16 protein-coding genes are annotated in these 15,608 nt (G+C 37.6%); 7 read left to right on the top strand and 9 right to left on the bottom strand.

All coding sequences use genetic code 11. The features are described 5' to 3' along the window. Positions 1–32 precede the first annotated feature (32 nt). The 6 genes from bshA to IPM56_00950 are packed head-to-tail and all read left to right on the top strand — an operon-like array spanning position 33 to position 4,164. Complete coding sequence (bshA, locus tag IPM56_00975) at positions 33–1,157, top strand: N-acetyl-alpha-D-glucosaminyl L-malate synthase BshA (protein QQS36557.1); 1,125 nt, start codon at positions 33–35, stop codon at positions 1,155–1,157. Next, entirely contained in the window at positions 1,154–1,576 is a 423-nt protein-coding gene (locus tag IPM56_00970) for a nucleoside 2-deoxyribosyltransferase (GenBank protein QQS36556.1), read from the top strand. Before bshA ends, IPM56_00970 begins: the two co-directional genes overlap by 4 nt. After that, positions 1,573–2,001, top strand: coding sequence for a hypothetical protein (locus IPM56_00965; protein ID QQS36555.1), 429 nt, complete (start codon positions 1,573–1,575; stop codon positions 1,999–2,001). The genes IPM56_00970 and IPM56_00965 overlap by 4 nt, the downstream gene beginning before the upstream one ends. Before the next feature lie 6 nt (positions 2,002–2,007). Further along, positions 2,008–3,447: an RsmB/NOP family class I SAM-dependent RNA methyltransferase gene (locus IPM56_00960; GenBank protein QQS36554.1), complete on the top strand. Its 1,440-nt coding sequence runs from the start codon at positions 2,008–2,010 to the stop codon at positions 3,445–3,447. A gap of 10 nt (positions 3,448–3,457) precedes the next feature. Then, a complete protein-coding gene (locus IPM56_00955) occupies positions 3,458–3,799 on the top strand; it encodes an ArsC family transcriptional regulator (protein QQS36553.1) in 342 nt (113 codons plus the stop codon). A 2-nt stretch (positions 3,800–3,801) separates the two neighbouring features. Then, positions 3,802–4,164: a cupin domain-containing protein gene (locus tag IPM56_00950; GenBank protein QQS36552.1), complete on the top strand. Its 363-nt coding sequence runs from the start codon at positions 3,802–3,804 to the stop codon at positions 4,162–4,164. Positions 4,165–4,286: 122 nt separating this feature from the next. On the opposite strand, the gene glnA is transcribed toward IPM56_00950, so the two are convergent. The 7 genes from glnA to IPM56_00915 form a co-directional block, all read right to left on the bottom strand. Continuing rightward, complete coding sequence (gene glnA, locus IPM56_00945; GenBank protein ID QQS36551.1) at positions 4,287–5,714, bottom strand: type I glutamate--ammonia ligase; 1,428 nt, start codon at positions 5,712–5,714, stop codon at positions 4,287–4,289. A gap of 40 nt (positions 5,715–5,754) precedes the next feature. Further along, positions 5,755–6,201, bottom strand: coding sequence for an Lrp/AsnC family transcriptional regulator (locus IPM56_00940; protein ID QQS36550.1), 447 nt, complete (start codon positions 6,199–6,201; stop codon positions 5,755–5,757). 122 nt (positions 6,202–6,323) lie between these two features. Next, on the bottom strand, positions 6,324–7,136 hold the full coding sequence (locus tag IPM56_00935) for a glycosyltransferase (GenBank protein ID QQS36549.1): 813 nt from the start codon (positions 7,134–7,136) through the stop codon (positions 6,324–6,326). Then, entirely contained in the window at positions 7,136–7,321 is a 186-nt protein-coding gene (locus tag IPM56_00930) for a hypothetical protein (protein QQS36548.1), read from the bottom strand. Before IPM56_00930 ends, IPM56_00935 begins: the two co-directional genes overlap by 1 nt. A 9-nt stretch (positions 7,322–7,330) precedes the next feature. Then, on the bottom strand, positions 7,331–7,489 hold the full coding sequence (locus IPM56_00925; GenBank protein ID QQS36547.1) for a hypothetical protein: 159 nt from the start codon (positions 7,487–7,489) through the stop codon (positions 7,331–7,333). Positions 7,490–7,506: 17 nt separating this feature from the next. Further along, positions 7,507–7,923: a hypothetical protein gene (locus IPM56_00920; protein ID QQS36546.1), complete on the bottom strand. Its 417-nt coding sequence runs from the start codon at positions 7,921–7,923 to the stop codon at positions 7,507–7,509. A 2-nt stretch (positions 7,924–7,925) separates the two neighbouring features. Continuing rightward, complete coding sequence (locus tag IPM56_00915) at positions 7,926–9,743, bottom strand: carbamoyltransferase (protein QQS36545.1); 1,818 nt, start codon at positions 9,741–9,743, stop codon at positions 7,926–7,928. 141 nt (positions 9,744–9,884) lie between these two features. On the opposite strand from IPM56_00915, the gene IPM56_00910 reads away from it, so the two are divergent. Next, the gene (locus IPM56_00910) at positions 9,885–11,852 is read left to right on the top strand and encodes a tetratricopeptide repeat protein (protein ID QQS36544.1); all 1,968 of its coding nucleotides are present in this window, start codon (positions 9,885–9,887) and stop codon (positions 11,850–11,852) included. A 45-nt stretch (positions 11,853–11,897) separates the two neighbouring features. On the opposite strand, the gene IPM56_00905 is transcribed toward IPM56_00910, so the two are convergent. Together IPM56_00905 and IPM56_00900 are read right to left on the bottom strand one after the other, a co-directional pair. Then, positions 11,898–13,571 carry a T9SS type A sorting domain-containing protein gene (locus IPM56_00905; protein QQS36543.1) on the bottom strand — a complete coding sequence of 558 codons (1,674 nt, stop codon included), beginning with the start codon at positions 13,569–13,571 and terminating at the stop codon, positions 11,898–11,900. A 124-nt stretch (positions 13,572–13,695) separates the two neighbouring features. Continuing rightward, entirely contained in the window at positions 13,696–15,579 is a 1,884-nt protein-coding gene (locus IPM56_00900) for a T9SS type A sorting domain-containing protein (protein ID QQS36542.1), read from the bottom strand. Positions 15,580–15,608: the final 29 nt, after the last annotated feature.

The following is a 15,608-nucleotide window of genomic DNA, read 5'->3' as shown; positions in this document are numbered from 1 at the left end:
GAATAATTTTCACACTCTACTAAAGAACAAAAATGAAAATCGGAATTACCTGTTATCCTACTTATGGCGGAAGCGGAGTTATCGCAACTGAACTCGGAAAAGAACTTGCTTTCCGCGGACATGAAATTCACTTTATAAGTTACGCACTGCCCTTTCGTTTGAATCAATACATTGAGAATATAGTTTTTCACGAAGTCGAGATGAGCAACTACCCGTTATTTGAATTCCCGCTTTACAGTTTAGCTCTTGCAAGCAAAATGGTTGAAGTAGCCAATTATGAAAAACTTGATTTGCTGCATGTACATTATGCAATACCCCATGCAAGCAGCGCATATTTAGCAAAGCAAATGTTAAAACCGCTTAAAGATTTAAAAGTCACAACAACTTTACACGGTACAGACATTACACTTGTCGGTCTGGAACCTTCATTCCTTCCGCTTGTAAAGTTCAGCATCGAACAAAGTGATGGTGTTACAACTGTGTCGCGATTCCTAAAAGAGAAAACTTTGACCAACTATGAGATTGAAAAAGAAATTGAAGTAATACCAAACTTTGTCGATACAAATATTTTCAAACCGATCGAACACTGTTCATTCAAAAAACACATTGCACCAAAAGGCGAAAAAATTTTGGTTCATACTTCTAACTTCAGGCAGGTAAAGAGGGTAACCGATGCAATAAGAGTTTTTGATATTGTACACAAGGAAATCCCTTCAAAGCTGCTGCTGGTTGGCGACGGACCTGACAGATCTGAATGTGAAAGGTTAGCTCGCGAACTTAATCTTGTTGAACACATAAAGTTTCTTGGCAAACAGGATGGTCTTGTAGAAATATTGTCTGCGTCTGATCTTTTTTTAATTCCATCTCAATCCGAAAGCTTCGGGCTGGCAGCGCTTGAAGCTATGGCTGTCGGTGTACCGGTAATCAGTTCAAGTGTAGGCGGATTACCCGAATTAGTCCGGCATAATGAAACAGGATTCATCGCAGAAATCGGGGACGTTGACAGGATGGCTAAGTATGCAATAGACCTGTTGACGAACCAGCGTAAGTATGAATTATTTTCATCTGCCGCACGGGCAAGAGCTGTAAATAAATTTGATAAGTCAATTGTAATCCCGCTTTATGAAGAACATTATCACAAAGTGTTGAACAAATGAAAATATATTGTGCCGGTGCTATCAAAGGTGATATTACATTTCAGCAATACTACAGGGAAATTATAGAGATTATTAACAATGAAGGTCACCTCGCCCTTTCCGAACTAAACAAAGAATTATTTACCACGCAAAAATTAACTGACCGGGAAATATTTACACGTGATATTCAGTGGCTTAAAGAAAGTGATTTAATGGTAGCTGAAATTTCAGGTCCAAGTCTCGGCGTGGGATTTGAAATAAGTTTTGCTTTATATGTACTGAATATTCCCGTACTGGCTTTACACCGGATCGATTCGGCTAAAGTATCCGCTATGATTACCGGCTGTACATCCGATTTAATTGCTGTCCGGAGTTATACAGACAGTGATGAATTAAAATCTGTCATTAATAATTTCATTTTATATAATACCCCCGCTTGAAAGAGAGAGAATTTATTTCGTATTGGCTGAATAATTTTCAGCATGAAGGCATAAGGGATTTTCCACAGGATTTTATTCCGGCGAATGATTCACAAACCATAAATCTGCCTGGAAAAACTTTATTGCTTGGCAAAGAATTTTTTGGAGATATTGAAATACTTACGATTGATGGACTTGTATTCAGGCAGGTAAAGAGTATTCATTTTGCAAAGTATATAATCTATGCCAATAGAAATTTACCATCCCAGACTTACATCCCCGATGATGAAATTAAAATTTCTGAAGCCGTTAATTCTTATGAGGACTATATCGATTCTATCATAAGGCTGATAGGAACTGATTATAAAAAGAAATTTCCCGGGGAAAAGAATCAAAAGACTGTCGTGAATAATATCCTTCGTGCAATAAATCTTATCCGTTATTAATCCAGTATGATCGAAGTAAGTAAAAACATATATACTTACCTTGTTAATTTATATGGTGAGGAAAAATCAGCTCACTATCTTGATTATATTAAACAGGAACCGGCTCAGTACATACGTGTCAATTCACTGAAGACGAACCCGAATGATCTTTCAGAATTATTATTCAACAATTACAGGATTGAAACTAAAACAATAGACAACCTGCCAAACTCATTGTTGGTTCAATCCGGAAACGAGCTTATCGGAAAGACTGTTGAACACATCACCGGTTTGTATTACATCCAGAGCCTATCTTCACTGCTGCCGCCTTATGTACTCAAACCATCTCCCGGAGAACGCGTACTTGATCTTTGTGCTGCGCCTGGTTCAAAGTCAACACAGCTTGCAGAGTTAATGAGAAATACCGGCACATTGATAGTAAATGAAATTCAGTTAAGCCGTGTTAAAACTCTGGTTTACAATCTCGACAGGATGAATATCATCAATGCCGGTGTTTTAAATTTTAAAGGTGAGATACTGAGCAAGATTTATGATAACTATTTTGATAAAGTTCTGGTGGATGTACCTTGCAGCGGGTTAGGAATTATTCAAAAGAAAGAGGAAGTAAGTAACTGGTGGTCAACTAAACGTGTAAAAGCACTAAGTGAATTGCAGTTGAAACTTTTAATAGCGGCTATCAAAATGACAAAGCCCGGTGGTAACATAGTTTACTCGACATGCACTTTAACTCCGGAAGAAAATGAACTTGTAATAAATTCAGTATTAAAAAAATATCCTGTTATACTTGATAGCTTTGATCTGCCTGTAACAAATCAACAGGGGCTTACAAAATACGATGATGAATTACTGAGCAATGATCTTTCATTAACAAAAAGAATGATTCCATGGGAAGTTAATTCAGACGGATTTTTTCTTGCAAGGCTTATTAAAAAAGAAGAAACTCCTCCGATGGAAAAGTTATCATCACTGCGCGCAAAAGATGTTTTAATAACCGATTACAAAAACAAAAAAATAAATTCACACCTGCTAAGGCTTTTTAACTACTACGGCATTGATGAAGCCCTGCTTGAACGGTTTAGATTTCAACTTAAAAATAATGATATCTATTTTCATAATGCGAACTGGAGTGATGATAACCCAGGTATATATGAACGGATCGGCACCAGGTTTGGGTTAATTGACCGTAACGGTGAAATAATATTAAATACCCAGGCAGCACAGGTATTAGCTGAATACTTTAGAGAAAATGTTTATTATATTACAGAGGGAATAGAATTAAACAGATACCTTGAAGGCGGGATCTTTAAAAACAAGAGTACGATAAAAGGTCAGTGTGTGGTGAGTTTTAATAACAATGTACTTGGTTCAGCTGTGGTAACAGAATCCGGTGTTAAAAGCAGGTTTCCGCGTGCTAAACGTACGCAGGATATCCATAAAGAATTTTGAAAGGTTAAGTATGAATATTCAGATATTAGGCGATAGGAAATCTCAGGAATCAAAAAAAGCTGAACGGTTTTTCAGAGAGAGAGGAATTCCTTTTCATTACAGAGAATTGCCTGAAGATGGAATATCTGAAGGCGAACTGGATAACATTTGTAAGTCGATACCCATTTACGAACTGATTGATAAAACCGGGAAAGAATTCAGAAGAAAAAATATGCAGTTTATGGTTTATGACCTGAGACAGGAATTATTAACCAACGCCAAACTCTTCAAAACTCCGATTGTTAGAAATGGTGATGAATCTACAATCGGGTATCAACCTGATACCTGGACAAAGTGGATTTCCAAAGGTTAATTGTGGCAAAGAAAATTAATTCACCAACTCAAATAAAAGCTGCCGGAAATAAACCAAAAATCATTGAGGAATTTATCGGAAGAGTGAACAGCAATACTTCTTCTTTAAGTGTAGCAAAGATGACAAGCCCTTCCGGTTGGGTTGAACCAGGACAAAAACCGGAGTTTGATGAATATACAATCGTGTTAAAAGGAATGTTGAAAATAAAAACTCTTAACGAAGAGTTTGAAGTTCAAGCCGGTGAAGCAATTATCGTAAATAAAAATGAATGGATACAATACAGCACTCCCGGTCCTGAGGGTGCAGAATATATTGCGGTATGTCTTCCTGCTTTTTCCCCCGATACTGTTCACAGAGACGAATAGAATTTTTTACCTCATTATTTCAATTCAATTAATAAAAAAGACCGCTTCGTATTATCATAAAAAATCTTTTCTAAACACAAATAATCGTGAAGCGGTCTTTAAAAATAAATCAATACAACCGATTAAACATCGTAGTACATTGAGAACTCATAAGGATGCGGCTGCAGAGCCATCGGTTTGATTTCCTTTTCAGTTTTGTATTTAATCCATGTTGAGATCACATCTTCAGTAAACACATCCCCCTTAAGCAAATATTCATGATCTTCTGCAAGTGCATTAAGGGCTTCATTTAAACTTCCCGGTGTTGACGGAACATCTTTCAACTCTTCAGGTTCCATATCATAAATATCTTTATCGAGCGGCTGACCTGGATCGATCCTGTTCATTACGCCATCAAGCCCTGCCATAAGCATTGCTGAAAATGCCAGATACGGATTACAGGAAGGATCAGGACATCTGAATTCAACTCTTTTTGCTTTGGGACTTGATGAATACATAGGTATTCTGATAGATGCACTTCTGTTCCTTTGTGAGTAAGCTAAATTAACAGGGGCTTCATATCCGGGTACTAATCTTTTATATGAGTTTGTGGTCGGGTTTGTAAACGCAAGTAATGATGGAGCATGTTTTATTAATCCGCCTATGAAGTACAATGCCATTTCACTTAATCCTGCATAACCTGAGCCGGCAAATAATGGTTTTCCTTTTTTCCATAAACTTGTATGAACATGCATACCGCTTCCGTTATCACCAAAAATTGGTTTAGGCATATAGGTTACAGTACGGTTATTTTTTCTTGCTGTATTTTTTACAATGTATTTAAACATTAATAGCTGGTCTGCAGCCTTAAGCAATGGCTGAAATCTTAAATCTATTTCGCACTGTCCGCCGCTTGCAACTTCGTGGTGTTGTGCTTCGACATCAATACCGCTGTTGATTAGGTTGGTTACCATTTCATTTCTCAAATCCATTAATGAATCTGTTGGCGGTACAGGGAAATATCCTTCTTTGTATCGGGGTTTATATCCGAGGTTCGGTCCTTCTTCCCTTCCGCTGTTCCATTTTCCTTCAACTGAATCAACAACATAAAAACTTCCGTTAGGTTGTGAGTCAAAGCGGACATCATCGAACACAAAAAATTCTGCTTCAGGTCCGTAATAAACTGTATCTGCTAATCCAGTTGAGATTAAATATGCTTCAGCTTTTTGAGCAATGTTTCTCGGGCATCTTGTATATTTTTCTTTTGTAGCCGGTTCATATACATCGCAGATAAGGCTCATTGTCGGCGCTTCGATGAATGTATCAATGAATGCGGTATTCGGATCAGGAATGATGAGCATATCACTTTCGTTAATCGCTTTCCATCCTCTTATCGATGAACCGTCAAATCCGTATCCATCTTCAAAACTGCTTTCACTGAACTGCGAAACAGGTACAGTGAAGTGCTGCCACTGTCCGGGAAAGTCCATAAACTTTAAATCGACAAATTTTATTCCTTTAGATTGAATTTGCTTAAGAACATCAGAAACGGGCGAGTTGGTTTTAGCCATAAATTTTCCTTTTGATTAATTAATTAATTGAAATATTTTTTTAAATATCTATTGAAGTAGAATCTTTTATCGTTGAAAGCACAAAAGTTGTTTTTGTTGCTATTACTCCCTGCCAGGATTGAATCTCGCCGAGAAGTTTCTCAAGTGCTTCGGTATTTTTAACAACAGCTTTTAAAAGATGTGAACCTTCACCCAGCACTGAATGGCATTCAAGTATCTGAGGCATCTTTTCAATTTTTGTGATAAGAGTTTTATAGTGTTTTGAAGATTCCATAATCACAGATATGTAAGCCATAATATCAAAGCTGAACATTTTCTTATTTAACTTCGCATGATAACCTTCAATAACACCTTTCTCTTCTAATTTATTTAAACGCTCACTGACCGATGGGATGGATAATCCGACAGCTTCAGCAAGGACATTCCGCTTGGTTCTGCCGTTTACCTGAAGCATATTGAGAATTTTAATATCTAAGTCATCTAACATAATTTCCCTTAATATATTAAGTTGTTCGGAAAAGATGGTTAGAAATATAAGGCGTGATGCTGCCTCAAGCAAGAGTCAAAAAAAATAATTTTTAGGTGAAAATATTCGAAATCAGCTTGATTTCAGCTTTTTATACCAAATGAAGTGAAATATGTCCCGGACTGTTTTACTGAATTGAATAACTCGAAATTTACAGGATTTCTTTCCTGCAGTTTGTGAAATAAATGGTATTGAACCGCGATGTTATTCAACGATTTTATTTCAACACCATTTAGCTCAAGACGGTATTGAATATCCGTATCTTCGCCAATTGAAGGGGCTTCATATCTTTCGTCAAAACCATTGATATCAATGAGATCTTTTTTGTGGATTGAAAAATTACAACCGAGCAATCCGCGTTTTTTCTTATTGAATATCTTCCGCAAATAACTATTCCGGAAATAAAATCCCTTTTCAACATCAATAGATTTTCCGAATAATCCGTCATCAATAAGTTTTAATAAGTTATTCTCCAGGTACTTTTCTTCAACACGCTGCGAAGTAAGTTGATTTGTTATTTTTTGAGAGAGATTAACTCTTCTTCCCGTCAAACAAATCTTTTCTTCTTTGTGGTTGAAATGTTCTTCAACAAAAGCATAATGAGGTATGCAATCGCCGTCAACGAACAGAAGATAATCAGATGATGAGGCAAGGATTGCTTTGTTTAAGATTCTGTTCTTTCGGAATCCCTTATCATCCTGCCAGATGTGTTTTACCGTGAATGGATAAGTTGATGCAATTGATTCTATCTTTTTGACTACATCCTGAGTTGATCCATCATCAGCGATTATGATTTCAAAATTATTAAAGGTTTGATTTTGGAATCCCGCTAAAAGAAGTTCAAGATATTTTATCTTGTTATAGAAAGAAATGATAACTGATATTTCCGGTTTCATCAATTATCGTCTGAATCAAGATTAGCAATTTTCTTTTTCTCAGCGGATCTGTTGTAGGCTTTTCTTTTGGGCTCAATCTTTGGAGGTTTCTTGGCAACAGGAATTCTTTTTTTCTTTTTTTTCACAACTATAACATCTTTATCCTTCGCCTTATCCTTAGACTTTTTCATTCCTGCTTTCTTCAACTTTTCATCTCAGAAAATTGCGTATATAAAAGGCGCTAACGCGGAGCCTTGTGTAATCATAATAAGTCCGCCGAGCAGAATTAAAAAAATAAGTATCGGCGCCAGCCACCATTTTTTACGAACTTTTAGGAAGTCCCAAAGTTCTGATAATATTGAAAGTTTGCTCATAGTCTTCTCTATAATAATTAAAACTGTCTTTCGTAATCAATTCGTCCGGGAATCTTTTTGTCCCGTTTAATCCAGTATGATTCCTTTTTCTGCTTCCAGTTAAGATCAAGAAATTCTTTGCCGGCTATTTTTGCAATCCATCCGATTGGAGTAAGTATCAGATAAAACAAGATACTCAAAATCACCCGCGTCATAAACCAGCCGATTATAATTGCAAGCGTCATCCATATCTTGTTTAGCGGACGAAGTACCTGCGGAGAAACGATTGCGGGAATAATCAACAATAAGGCGGCTAATCCAAAATAGAAATATGACGCGCGCTCATAATAAAACAGAACTGCGCTAATAATAGCAATAACAATCCCGACAGTTAATCCGAATTTTCTTAAATCTTTTTTTGTCTCTTTTATATTTTTTATTTCTTCAAGAATCATTTTTAATCCAGCACAAATTCTTTTTTCCAGTCTGTATCATCTATCAACGGTTTTTGATGTATTTTATTCAACAGATAATTTCCAAGTAAGAGGTAATCGATATCTGTCCTCATAAAACATTTATAAGCATCTGCAGGAGTGCAGACAATCGGTTCGCCTCTTACATTAAACGAAGTGTTGATGATTACACCATACCCGGTCTGTTCCTCAAACTTCGATATCATTTTGTGATATAGCGGATTTGTTTCCTTATGAACCGTCTGTATCCTTGCAGAATAATCTATATGCGTTATTGCCGGAATATCCGAACGAACAATATTGAGTTTGTCAATGCCGAAAAGTTTTTCTTCCTTACTTGTCATTTTTTTCTGACGGTTTTCTTTCACATCTGCGACAAGAAGCATATACGGACTTGCAACATCCATATCAAAATATTCATTAACTTTTTCGCCAAGGACAGAAGGAGCGAAAGGACGGAAACTTTCCCTGAATTTTATTTTCAGATTCATCACAGCCTGCATCTTAGGCGAACGCGCGTCGCCGATAATAGATCTTGCGCCGAGTGCACGCGGACCAAATTCCATTCTTCCGTTAAACCAACCGATAACTTTTTCTTCATTAATATGCTTAGCAATTACATCAGGAATTTCTTCATCATTTAAATATTGATAGTCAGCTTCTTTTGATTTTAAGAATGAAAGTATTTCGTTATCACTATAAACAGGACCAAGGTATGAACCTTTTTGTGAATCACTTAATTCTTCAACCTTTCTTTCATTACCTTCATACTGATACCAGGCAGTTAAGGCACAGCCTAAGGCTCCGCCTGCATCTCCTGCTGCCGGCTGAATCCATATATTATCAAACCATCCCCGCTTTAAAAGTTTTCCATTAGCAACACAGTTTAAAGCAACACCGCCTGCAAGAGCAAGATTTTTCATGCCTGTTTCTTTATGAACGTGCTTACCCATCTTAAGTACAATTTCTTCGGTAACATCCTGAACTGATCTTGCAAGGTCCATTTCCTTTTGAGTAAGTTTTGATTCAGGTTCCCGCGGCGGACCTCCAAACAACTTATCAAACTTTGAATTTGTCATTGTAAGTCCGGCGCAATAATTAAAGTACTCCATGTTCATTTTGAATGAACCGTCGTCTTTAACATCCATCAGTTCTTTCAAGATAATATCTTTGTACTTAGGTTCGCCGTAAGGAGCCAGACCCATAACTTTGTACTCGCCGGAGTTAACTTTAAATCCGGTGTAATACGTAAACGCTGAATATAGTAATCCGAGTGAATGGGGAAATTTTATATCTGCGTGAATTTCAATTTTGTTGCCTCTGCCTATTCCGTAACTTGTTGTTGTCCACTCGCCCACTCCATCCATCGTGATAATAGCGGATTCATTAAATGGTGACGGATAAAATGCCGAAGCAGCATGTGATTCATGATGTTCAGGAAAAATGACTTTCCCTTCATAACCAAGCTGGGTCTTTATCATTTCCTTCATCCATAATTTTTCTTTTATCCACAAAGGCATAGCTTTGATAAAAGATTTAATTCCAACCGGGGCATAAGCAAGATAAGTTTCAAGCAGGCGTTCAAATTTTAAAAACGGCTTATCATAAAACGCGACAATATCAAGATCGCTACTCTGAATCTTAGCATAGTTCAAACAAAAATTAACAGCATTTACAGGAAAGTTGTGATCATGCTTTTTTCTGGTAAATCTTTCTTCCTGCGCCGCAGCAATTATTTCACCATCCTTAACAAGGCAGGCTGCGCTATCGTGATAAAATGCGGATATACCTAAGATGTACATTAAACAGATTCTTTAGTTGATAATCAAAACAGATTGAAAATTCATTATTTTAAAGATAGAGTATTAGATGCTTATTCTCAAAACAATTTAACGGCTATACTGCGGTGATAGCTTTGAACATTGACAGAAGAAGAGGACAAATTGAATTTATCTAAAAAGCAAAAAGATTGGCTCGACAAAAATAAAAAAGCTACAGCAAATGAAGTCGCAAAAGAATTTAAAATAAGTGTTGACGAAGCGGAAAAATTTTTGAAAAACAATCAAAAGACCCGCAGAGTTTTTTATTTAATAATGCTGTTAATTCCTGTAATCTTTTTTGTTTTGCTCGAGGTTGGACTTAGAATTTTTGATTACGGTAAGGAAATACCTCAATGGGTTGATGCTGGAAGAGGTAAGCTGATTATAAATCCTGAAGTAGCCAGAAGGTATTTTAGCCAGGTTAAAAATATCCCCACAACAATTGAAGATGTTTTTGATAAAGAGAAAAAACCAAACGCATTCAGAGTTTTTGTTCTTGGTGGAAGCACCGCTGCCGGATTCCCATATATGCCGATGGGTTCATTTTCACGTTACATAAGAAAAAGACTTGAACTAAACTATCCAAACACACCCATTGAAGTTGTTAACATCGGGCTATCTGCTGTCAACACTTACACATTGCTTGACCTTGTTCCAGGCGTGATTGAGCAAAAGCCTGATCTTGTATTGATCTATGCTGGGCACAATGAATACTATGGCGCACTTGGTGCAGGATCAATGGAATCCCTTGGTACTTCAAGAACAGTTGTAAAATTGCTGCTTCAATTAAATAAATTTAAAACGGTTCAGCTTGTGCGTGATATTTTAGCATCGATCATTACAACTTTCAGTTCAGAAAATGAAAATGATGAACCGGGTACTCTAATGTCGCGGATGGCGAAAGATCAGTACATAGAATTTAATTCCGATAAGTATGCACTTGGACTTGAACAGTTTGAAGGCAATATGCGCGACATACTTGATATGCTTAAAGAGAATAATGTTCCTGTTGTTATTGGAAAACTTGTAAGCAATTTAAAAGATCAGAAACCATTTGTCTCAATACAGTCTGAGAAATATCCAACGGCGCTGAGTGTATTTGAGGAGGCGAATCAAAAACTTAACGAAGGCAAAATACTTGAAGCAGATTCATTATTCAGACTTGCCAGGGATCTTGACGGATTAAGATTCCGTGCATCTGAAGAAATTAATTCCATCATTAACAAATTAAGTTTAGAATACAAACTCGGTTGTGTAAAGTCTGACTCCATTTTTAATGCAGCAAGTCCGCTTGGAATAGTCGGCGATAACCTGATGACTGATCATCTTCATCCCAATATTGAGGGCTTCTGGATTATGGGCAAAGGCTTTTACGATGAGATGGAGAGAAAGAATTATCTGCCCCAAAATACGAAACCGGTCATAGCACCTCATTCGATTGATAATGTTACACGTGCAAATTTTCAGTTCACTGATCTGGATTCAATTATCGGGAACAATAGAATAGCATTGTTGAAGAATGACTGGCCGTTTATTGATAAGTCAAAAGCAAAGCGCCGCGCCGAATTATTTAATCCTGTAAGTTTTGTTGATTCAATCGCACTTGAAGTGATGAACAATAAAGTATCGTGGGCTGACGCACATCTCAAAACTGCTGCAAAATATTTTTCAAACAAGGATGTTGCAGGATTCCTGAAACATATGGACATTTTAATTTATCAGTACCCCATCGTTGTCGAATATTATGATGAAACGGCATTGAGTCTTCTCAAACATCAGTTTTATGATCTGGCTTTAAAGTATCTAAGTGCGAGGTTTAAGATTGAGCCGAGTGATTACTCCGCAAAGTGGTTAGGAAATATTGCGTTGTTTAAAGGCGATGCAGAAGTTGCGGCATTTTTTCTTAACAAAAGTCAGGAACTGAATAACAAGGACCCGCAGGTTTATTATAATCTTGCTGGCGCTTACGCAAAGCTAAATGAACTTCAAAAAGCACTTGATGCGGTGAATAAGTGTTTAGCTCTTTCACCAAGTTACCCTGCAGCACAGAATTTAAAACAACAGTTGTCCACTGCGGTCGGTAGAAATTAAAAAGCCGGTTATAGGAACCGGCTTTAGTCTGAATCATTTTAATATTTATTTAAGTAAAAGCATCTTCTTTGTTGAATTATAATCTCCTGCTTTTAACTTATAAAAATATATCCCACTGCTGAGGTTTGAACCATCAAATTCAACTTCGTAAGTGCCTGCGGATTTTTCGGTGTTTACAAGTTCTGTTACTTCCCTGCCGAGTGCGTCATATACTCGCAGTATCACACGCACAGGGGACGCATAATATGCGTCCCCTACAGTGAATTGTATCTTTGTAATTGGGTTAAACGGGTTTGGATAGTTTTGTTCAAGATTGAATTCTGTTGGTATTCCATTCTCAATTTCTTTTATATCAGTAATTCCGCTTCCTGTTTCATAAACTTTGTAACCCCAGGCAGGCAATGTTACTTCAGCATTCTCACTAAATGAAACTGAATCATCTGTAAATACATCTCTGTAAGTACCGGGATATAATGTGCCTTGCAATGTAAATGTCTGAGGCTGGTTTGTAAGGTTCAAAATCGCAAAAACTTTGTCCTCATCTTTTTGTCTGACGTACGAAAATATTGCGGTATTATTTGTTGTTGTAACTCTCTGCAACTGTCCTCCCGCAGCACCATTCCATAATGCTTTGTTAAACTTTTTTAATTGGAACAATCTAGTATAAATTTCCGCAAAAGGACTTGGCTGCCAGATTATCTGGTCTTTATTAAAAAATGCGAGACGGTGATTTAATCCTGCTTCCTGTCCGCCGTATATCAACGGCATACTTCTGAATGTTGATGTTAATACTGCAAATACTTCAGCGGCGTTACCGAACATTTCATAAACAGTTCCATGCCATGAGTTTTCATCATGATTTGATGTAAAATATAACCTGTAATATGGAGCCGGGTAGTTGTTGTTCTCCTGAGTAGCAAAAGAATTTATTACATTTGCATTGTTCGTCCCGGCAACAATGTTAGGAAGGATGCCGGTACCAAAAGCAAGCAGGTTCCATGCATAAGTGATATCAAAACCTGCTGTATTGTATTGCGAGCCGTTATCTTCGGCAAGCATAAAAATGTCGGGTTTGCCGGTTTTCAATTCGGTGATCGCTTCAGCCCAGAAATCAAGCGGCATAAAACCAACTGCGTCACATCTGAACCCATCAACACCAACTGAGTCAACCCAGTATTTCATTACATCGATCATATAATCTCTTAGACCCTGTTCACTGAAATCTAGTTGAATTACATCTGTCCAGTTAGTTCCCGGCGGAGGAACAAAATTTCCTAGTCCATCCTGCACATACCATTCAGGGTGTGATATTGTAAGCACATTATCCCAAGAGGTGTGGTTACCGACCCAATCCATCATTACATACATTCCTTTTGCATGGATTGAATCTACTAATGTTTTAAAATCTTCAAGAGTTCCGAATTCGGGATTTATTCCGTAGTAATCTCTTACTGAATAATAACTGCCAAGCGTACCAAGCCTGTTTTGTATACCGATTGGATGTATCGGCATAAACCATAAAATACCCGCGCCAAGATCTTTTAGTCTGTCAAGATGTGTAGCAAATTCTGTGAATGTTCCGGAGGCAGTGTATTGTCTTACATTTACTTCATAGATGGGAAGATTGTAAGTCCAGTCGTGATGTGTTTGTGAAAATAAATTTGTCTGTAAGAAGAGTAATAAAAATAATGTTATTACAACGTTTCTGAGGTTTTTCATAATTATACCAATATTCATAAAAACTATTAACTAAAAACAAGTGCTATAAAAAAACATCAGCCGGGTTAAGAACATCCCGGCTGATGATAATTTTGTATCAAATAAAATTTACACGTGGTAAAATTTATTTAACCAACATCATTTTCTTTGTAGCCATAAAGTTATCCGTGGTAATCCTGTAGAAATAAATTCCGCTGCTGAGATTAGAAGCGTCAAAATTAACTTCGTAATTACCGGTAGTGAATTCGCTGTTAACTACTGTAGCTACAACTTCACCAAGCAGGTTGTAAACCTGGATGTTCACAAGACTCTGTTTTGGAACACTGAACCTGATCATTGTAGTCGGGTTGAACGGGTTCGGATAATTCTGCTCGAGTGAATATGATTCAGGTAAAACACCTGGAATTTCATTAACATCTGTAAATGGTCCGACTTCTTCCGGCTTTGCTGAGTTACTCCATACATCAAGAGGCATGGAATAAGGACTTGTAAACTGGTTTGGAGCCGGCTGATTAATAAATCTTACTCTGTGATCAACCTGACCACCAGCTTCCAGAACTATACCAGCAGATGAATTTGAATACCCATAGTTGTACATGAAACCATTGAAATTAGGTCCGACCAATGTTAATGTACCTGTGTAGATCATGTCAGAATTCGGATCGGTTAACTGAAGTACTCTTGGGTTTGAACCCCATTCTAAGCCGTTAACAGAATAGTAAAGCGGAAGCTGAGGCATCCAGAATACGCTGTCTGTTGCAGGATTAAATACAGGGCTTGTTCCCTGGGTATCTGGTAATGTTGCATAAGTCATGTCAACACTGAATTCACACATAACTGTAGTACCTGTTTGAATTACCCATTCAGGTCTTACACCATCAAAATACTGAAGACCAAGTTCCTGGTTTGCCTGACCCATAAATACAAACGGACGGTCACGGTTTCCACTGTCTGTAGGATCAAGTGAAACTTCCCAGCCGGTATTTGCATAAGGGGTGCTGCCAGTTCCATTCTGAATAAAGAATTTATAATACCATTTGCTGTTGAGTATTTCCTGGATGAAAGGAACATCAAGGAACCAGTTATCAGGATTAACAATGTTCTGATTCATAAGTGCCCTTGCAGGATCAGATGCACTCCATCCATTGAAACCACCGCGAACCTGAACTGAGTCGACACTAGGATTGAAAACACCAAGAGTTGACAGAACGCTCATATCAACTTCGAAGAAAATATTTCCGTCAGCACGAACTTGGTTCGGGTTAACGTTATCCCAGAATCTATAAACAGTATCCATGCCATCATGGATTCCATAGATTCTATTATGATCGTTTCCGAAAATATCATCACCTTCCTGCGGAGATTCCCATGTTCCTGTGCTTGCGCCGCCTGTGCTCCAGATAAATTTATAAATAGCATGGTTACCTGAGGTCAATGTTGATACTGTTCCGGCAAAGATCGTATCGTTATCTGCATCAAACAACTCAACAGCTCCGTTACCCCAATCGGTAAAGTTACCCGCAACATATACATTATCATTTGCAGGATCAAAACTTCCCTGGGCTGGGCCACGCATATCAACCTGGAAATCGATTGAAGATGTGATTCCGGTGTAAGGAGTATAGTCATTAAAGAAACTGACTGGTAGAGTCATGTTTGTTGTTCCAACTGCAACTGATCTGTCGCCATGTGTTTCATCTTTACCATCCCAACCAGTACCAATATTAAATTTGTACCCGTATGTTTGGCTTCCTGCCATTGAGATAGTGATAGTGTAAATACTATCATTATCTGCGTCAGACATGATTTTTTCTGTATTTGCCGGAGGTTCATTTAACCAGTTATTAAAACCGCCCGGACATGTAACAACCTCAGTAGCAGGATTAAAATAGCCGGTAGCTATCTTAACACCCATATCTACCTGGAATGTTACATCCACGTTCTGCGCCTGCATACTTGCAAAGCTCAGAAGTAACATCACAGAAAGTAGTGCGAAGATTTGTTTCATACATTTTCCTTTCGTTTAGTTCGTAAGTT

The organism is Ignavibacteriales bacterium, from assembly GCA_016700155.1.
In the GTDB taxonomy this organism is placed as follows: domain Bacteria; phylum Bacteroidota; class Ignavibacteria; order Ignavibacteriales; family Ignavibacteriaceae.
Note: the sequence above shows the minus strand (reverse complement) of the source record. Positions and strands in the feature narration are given on the sequence as shown.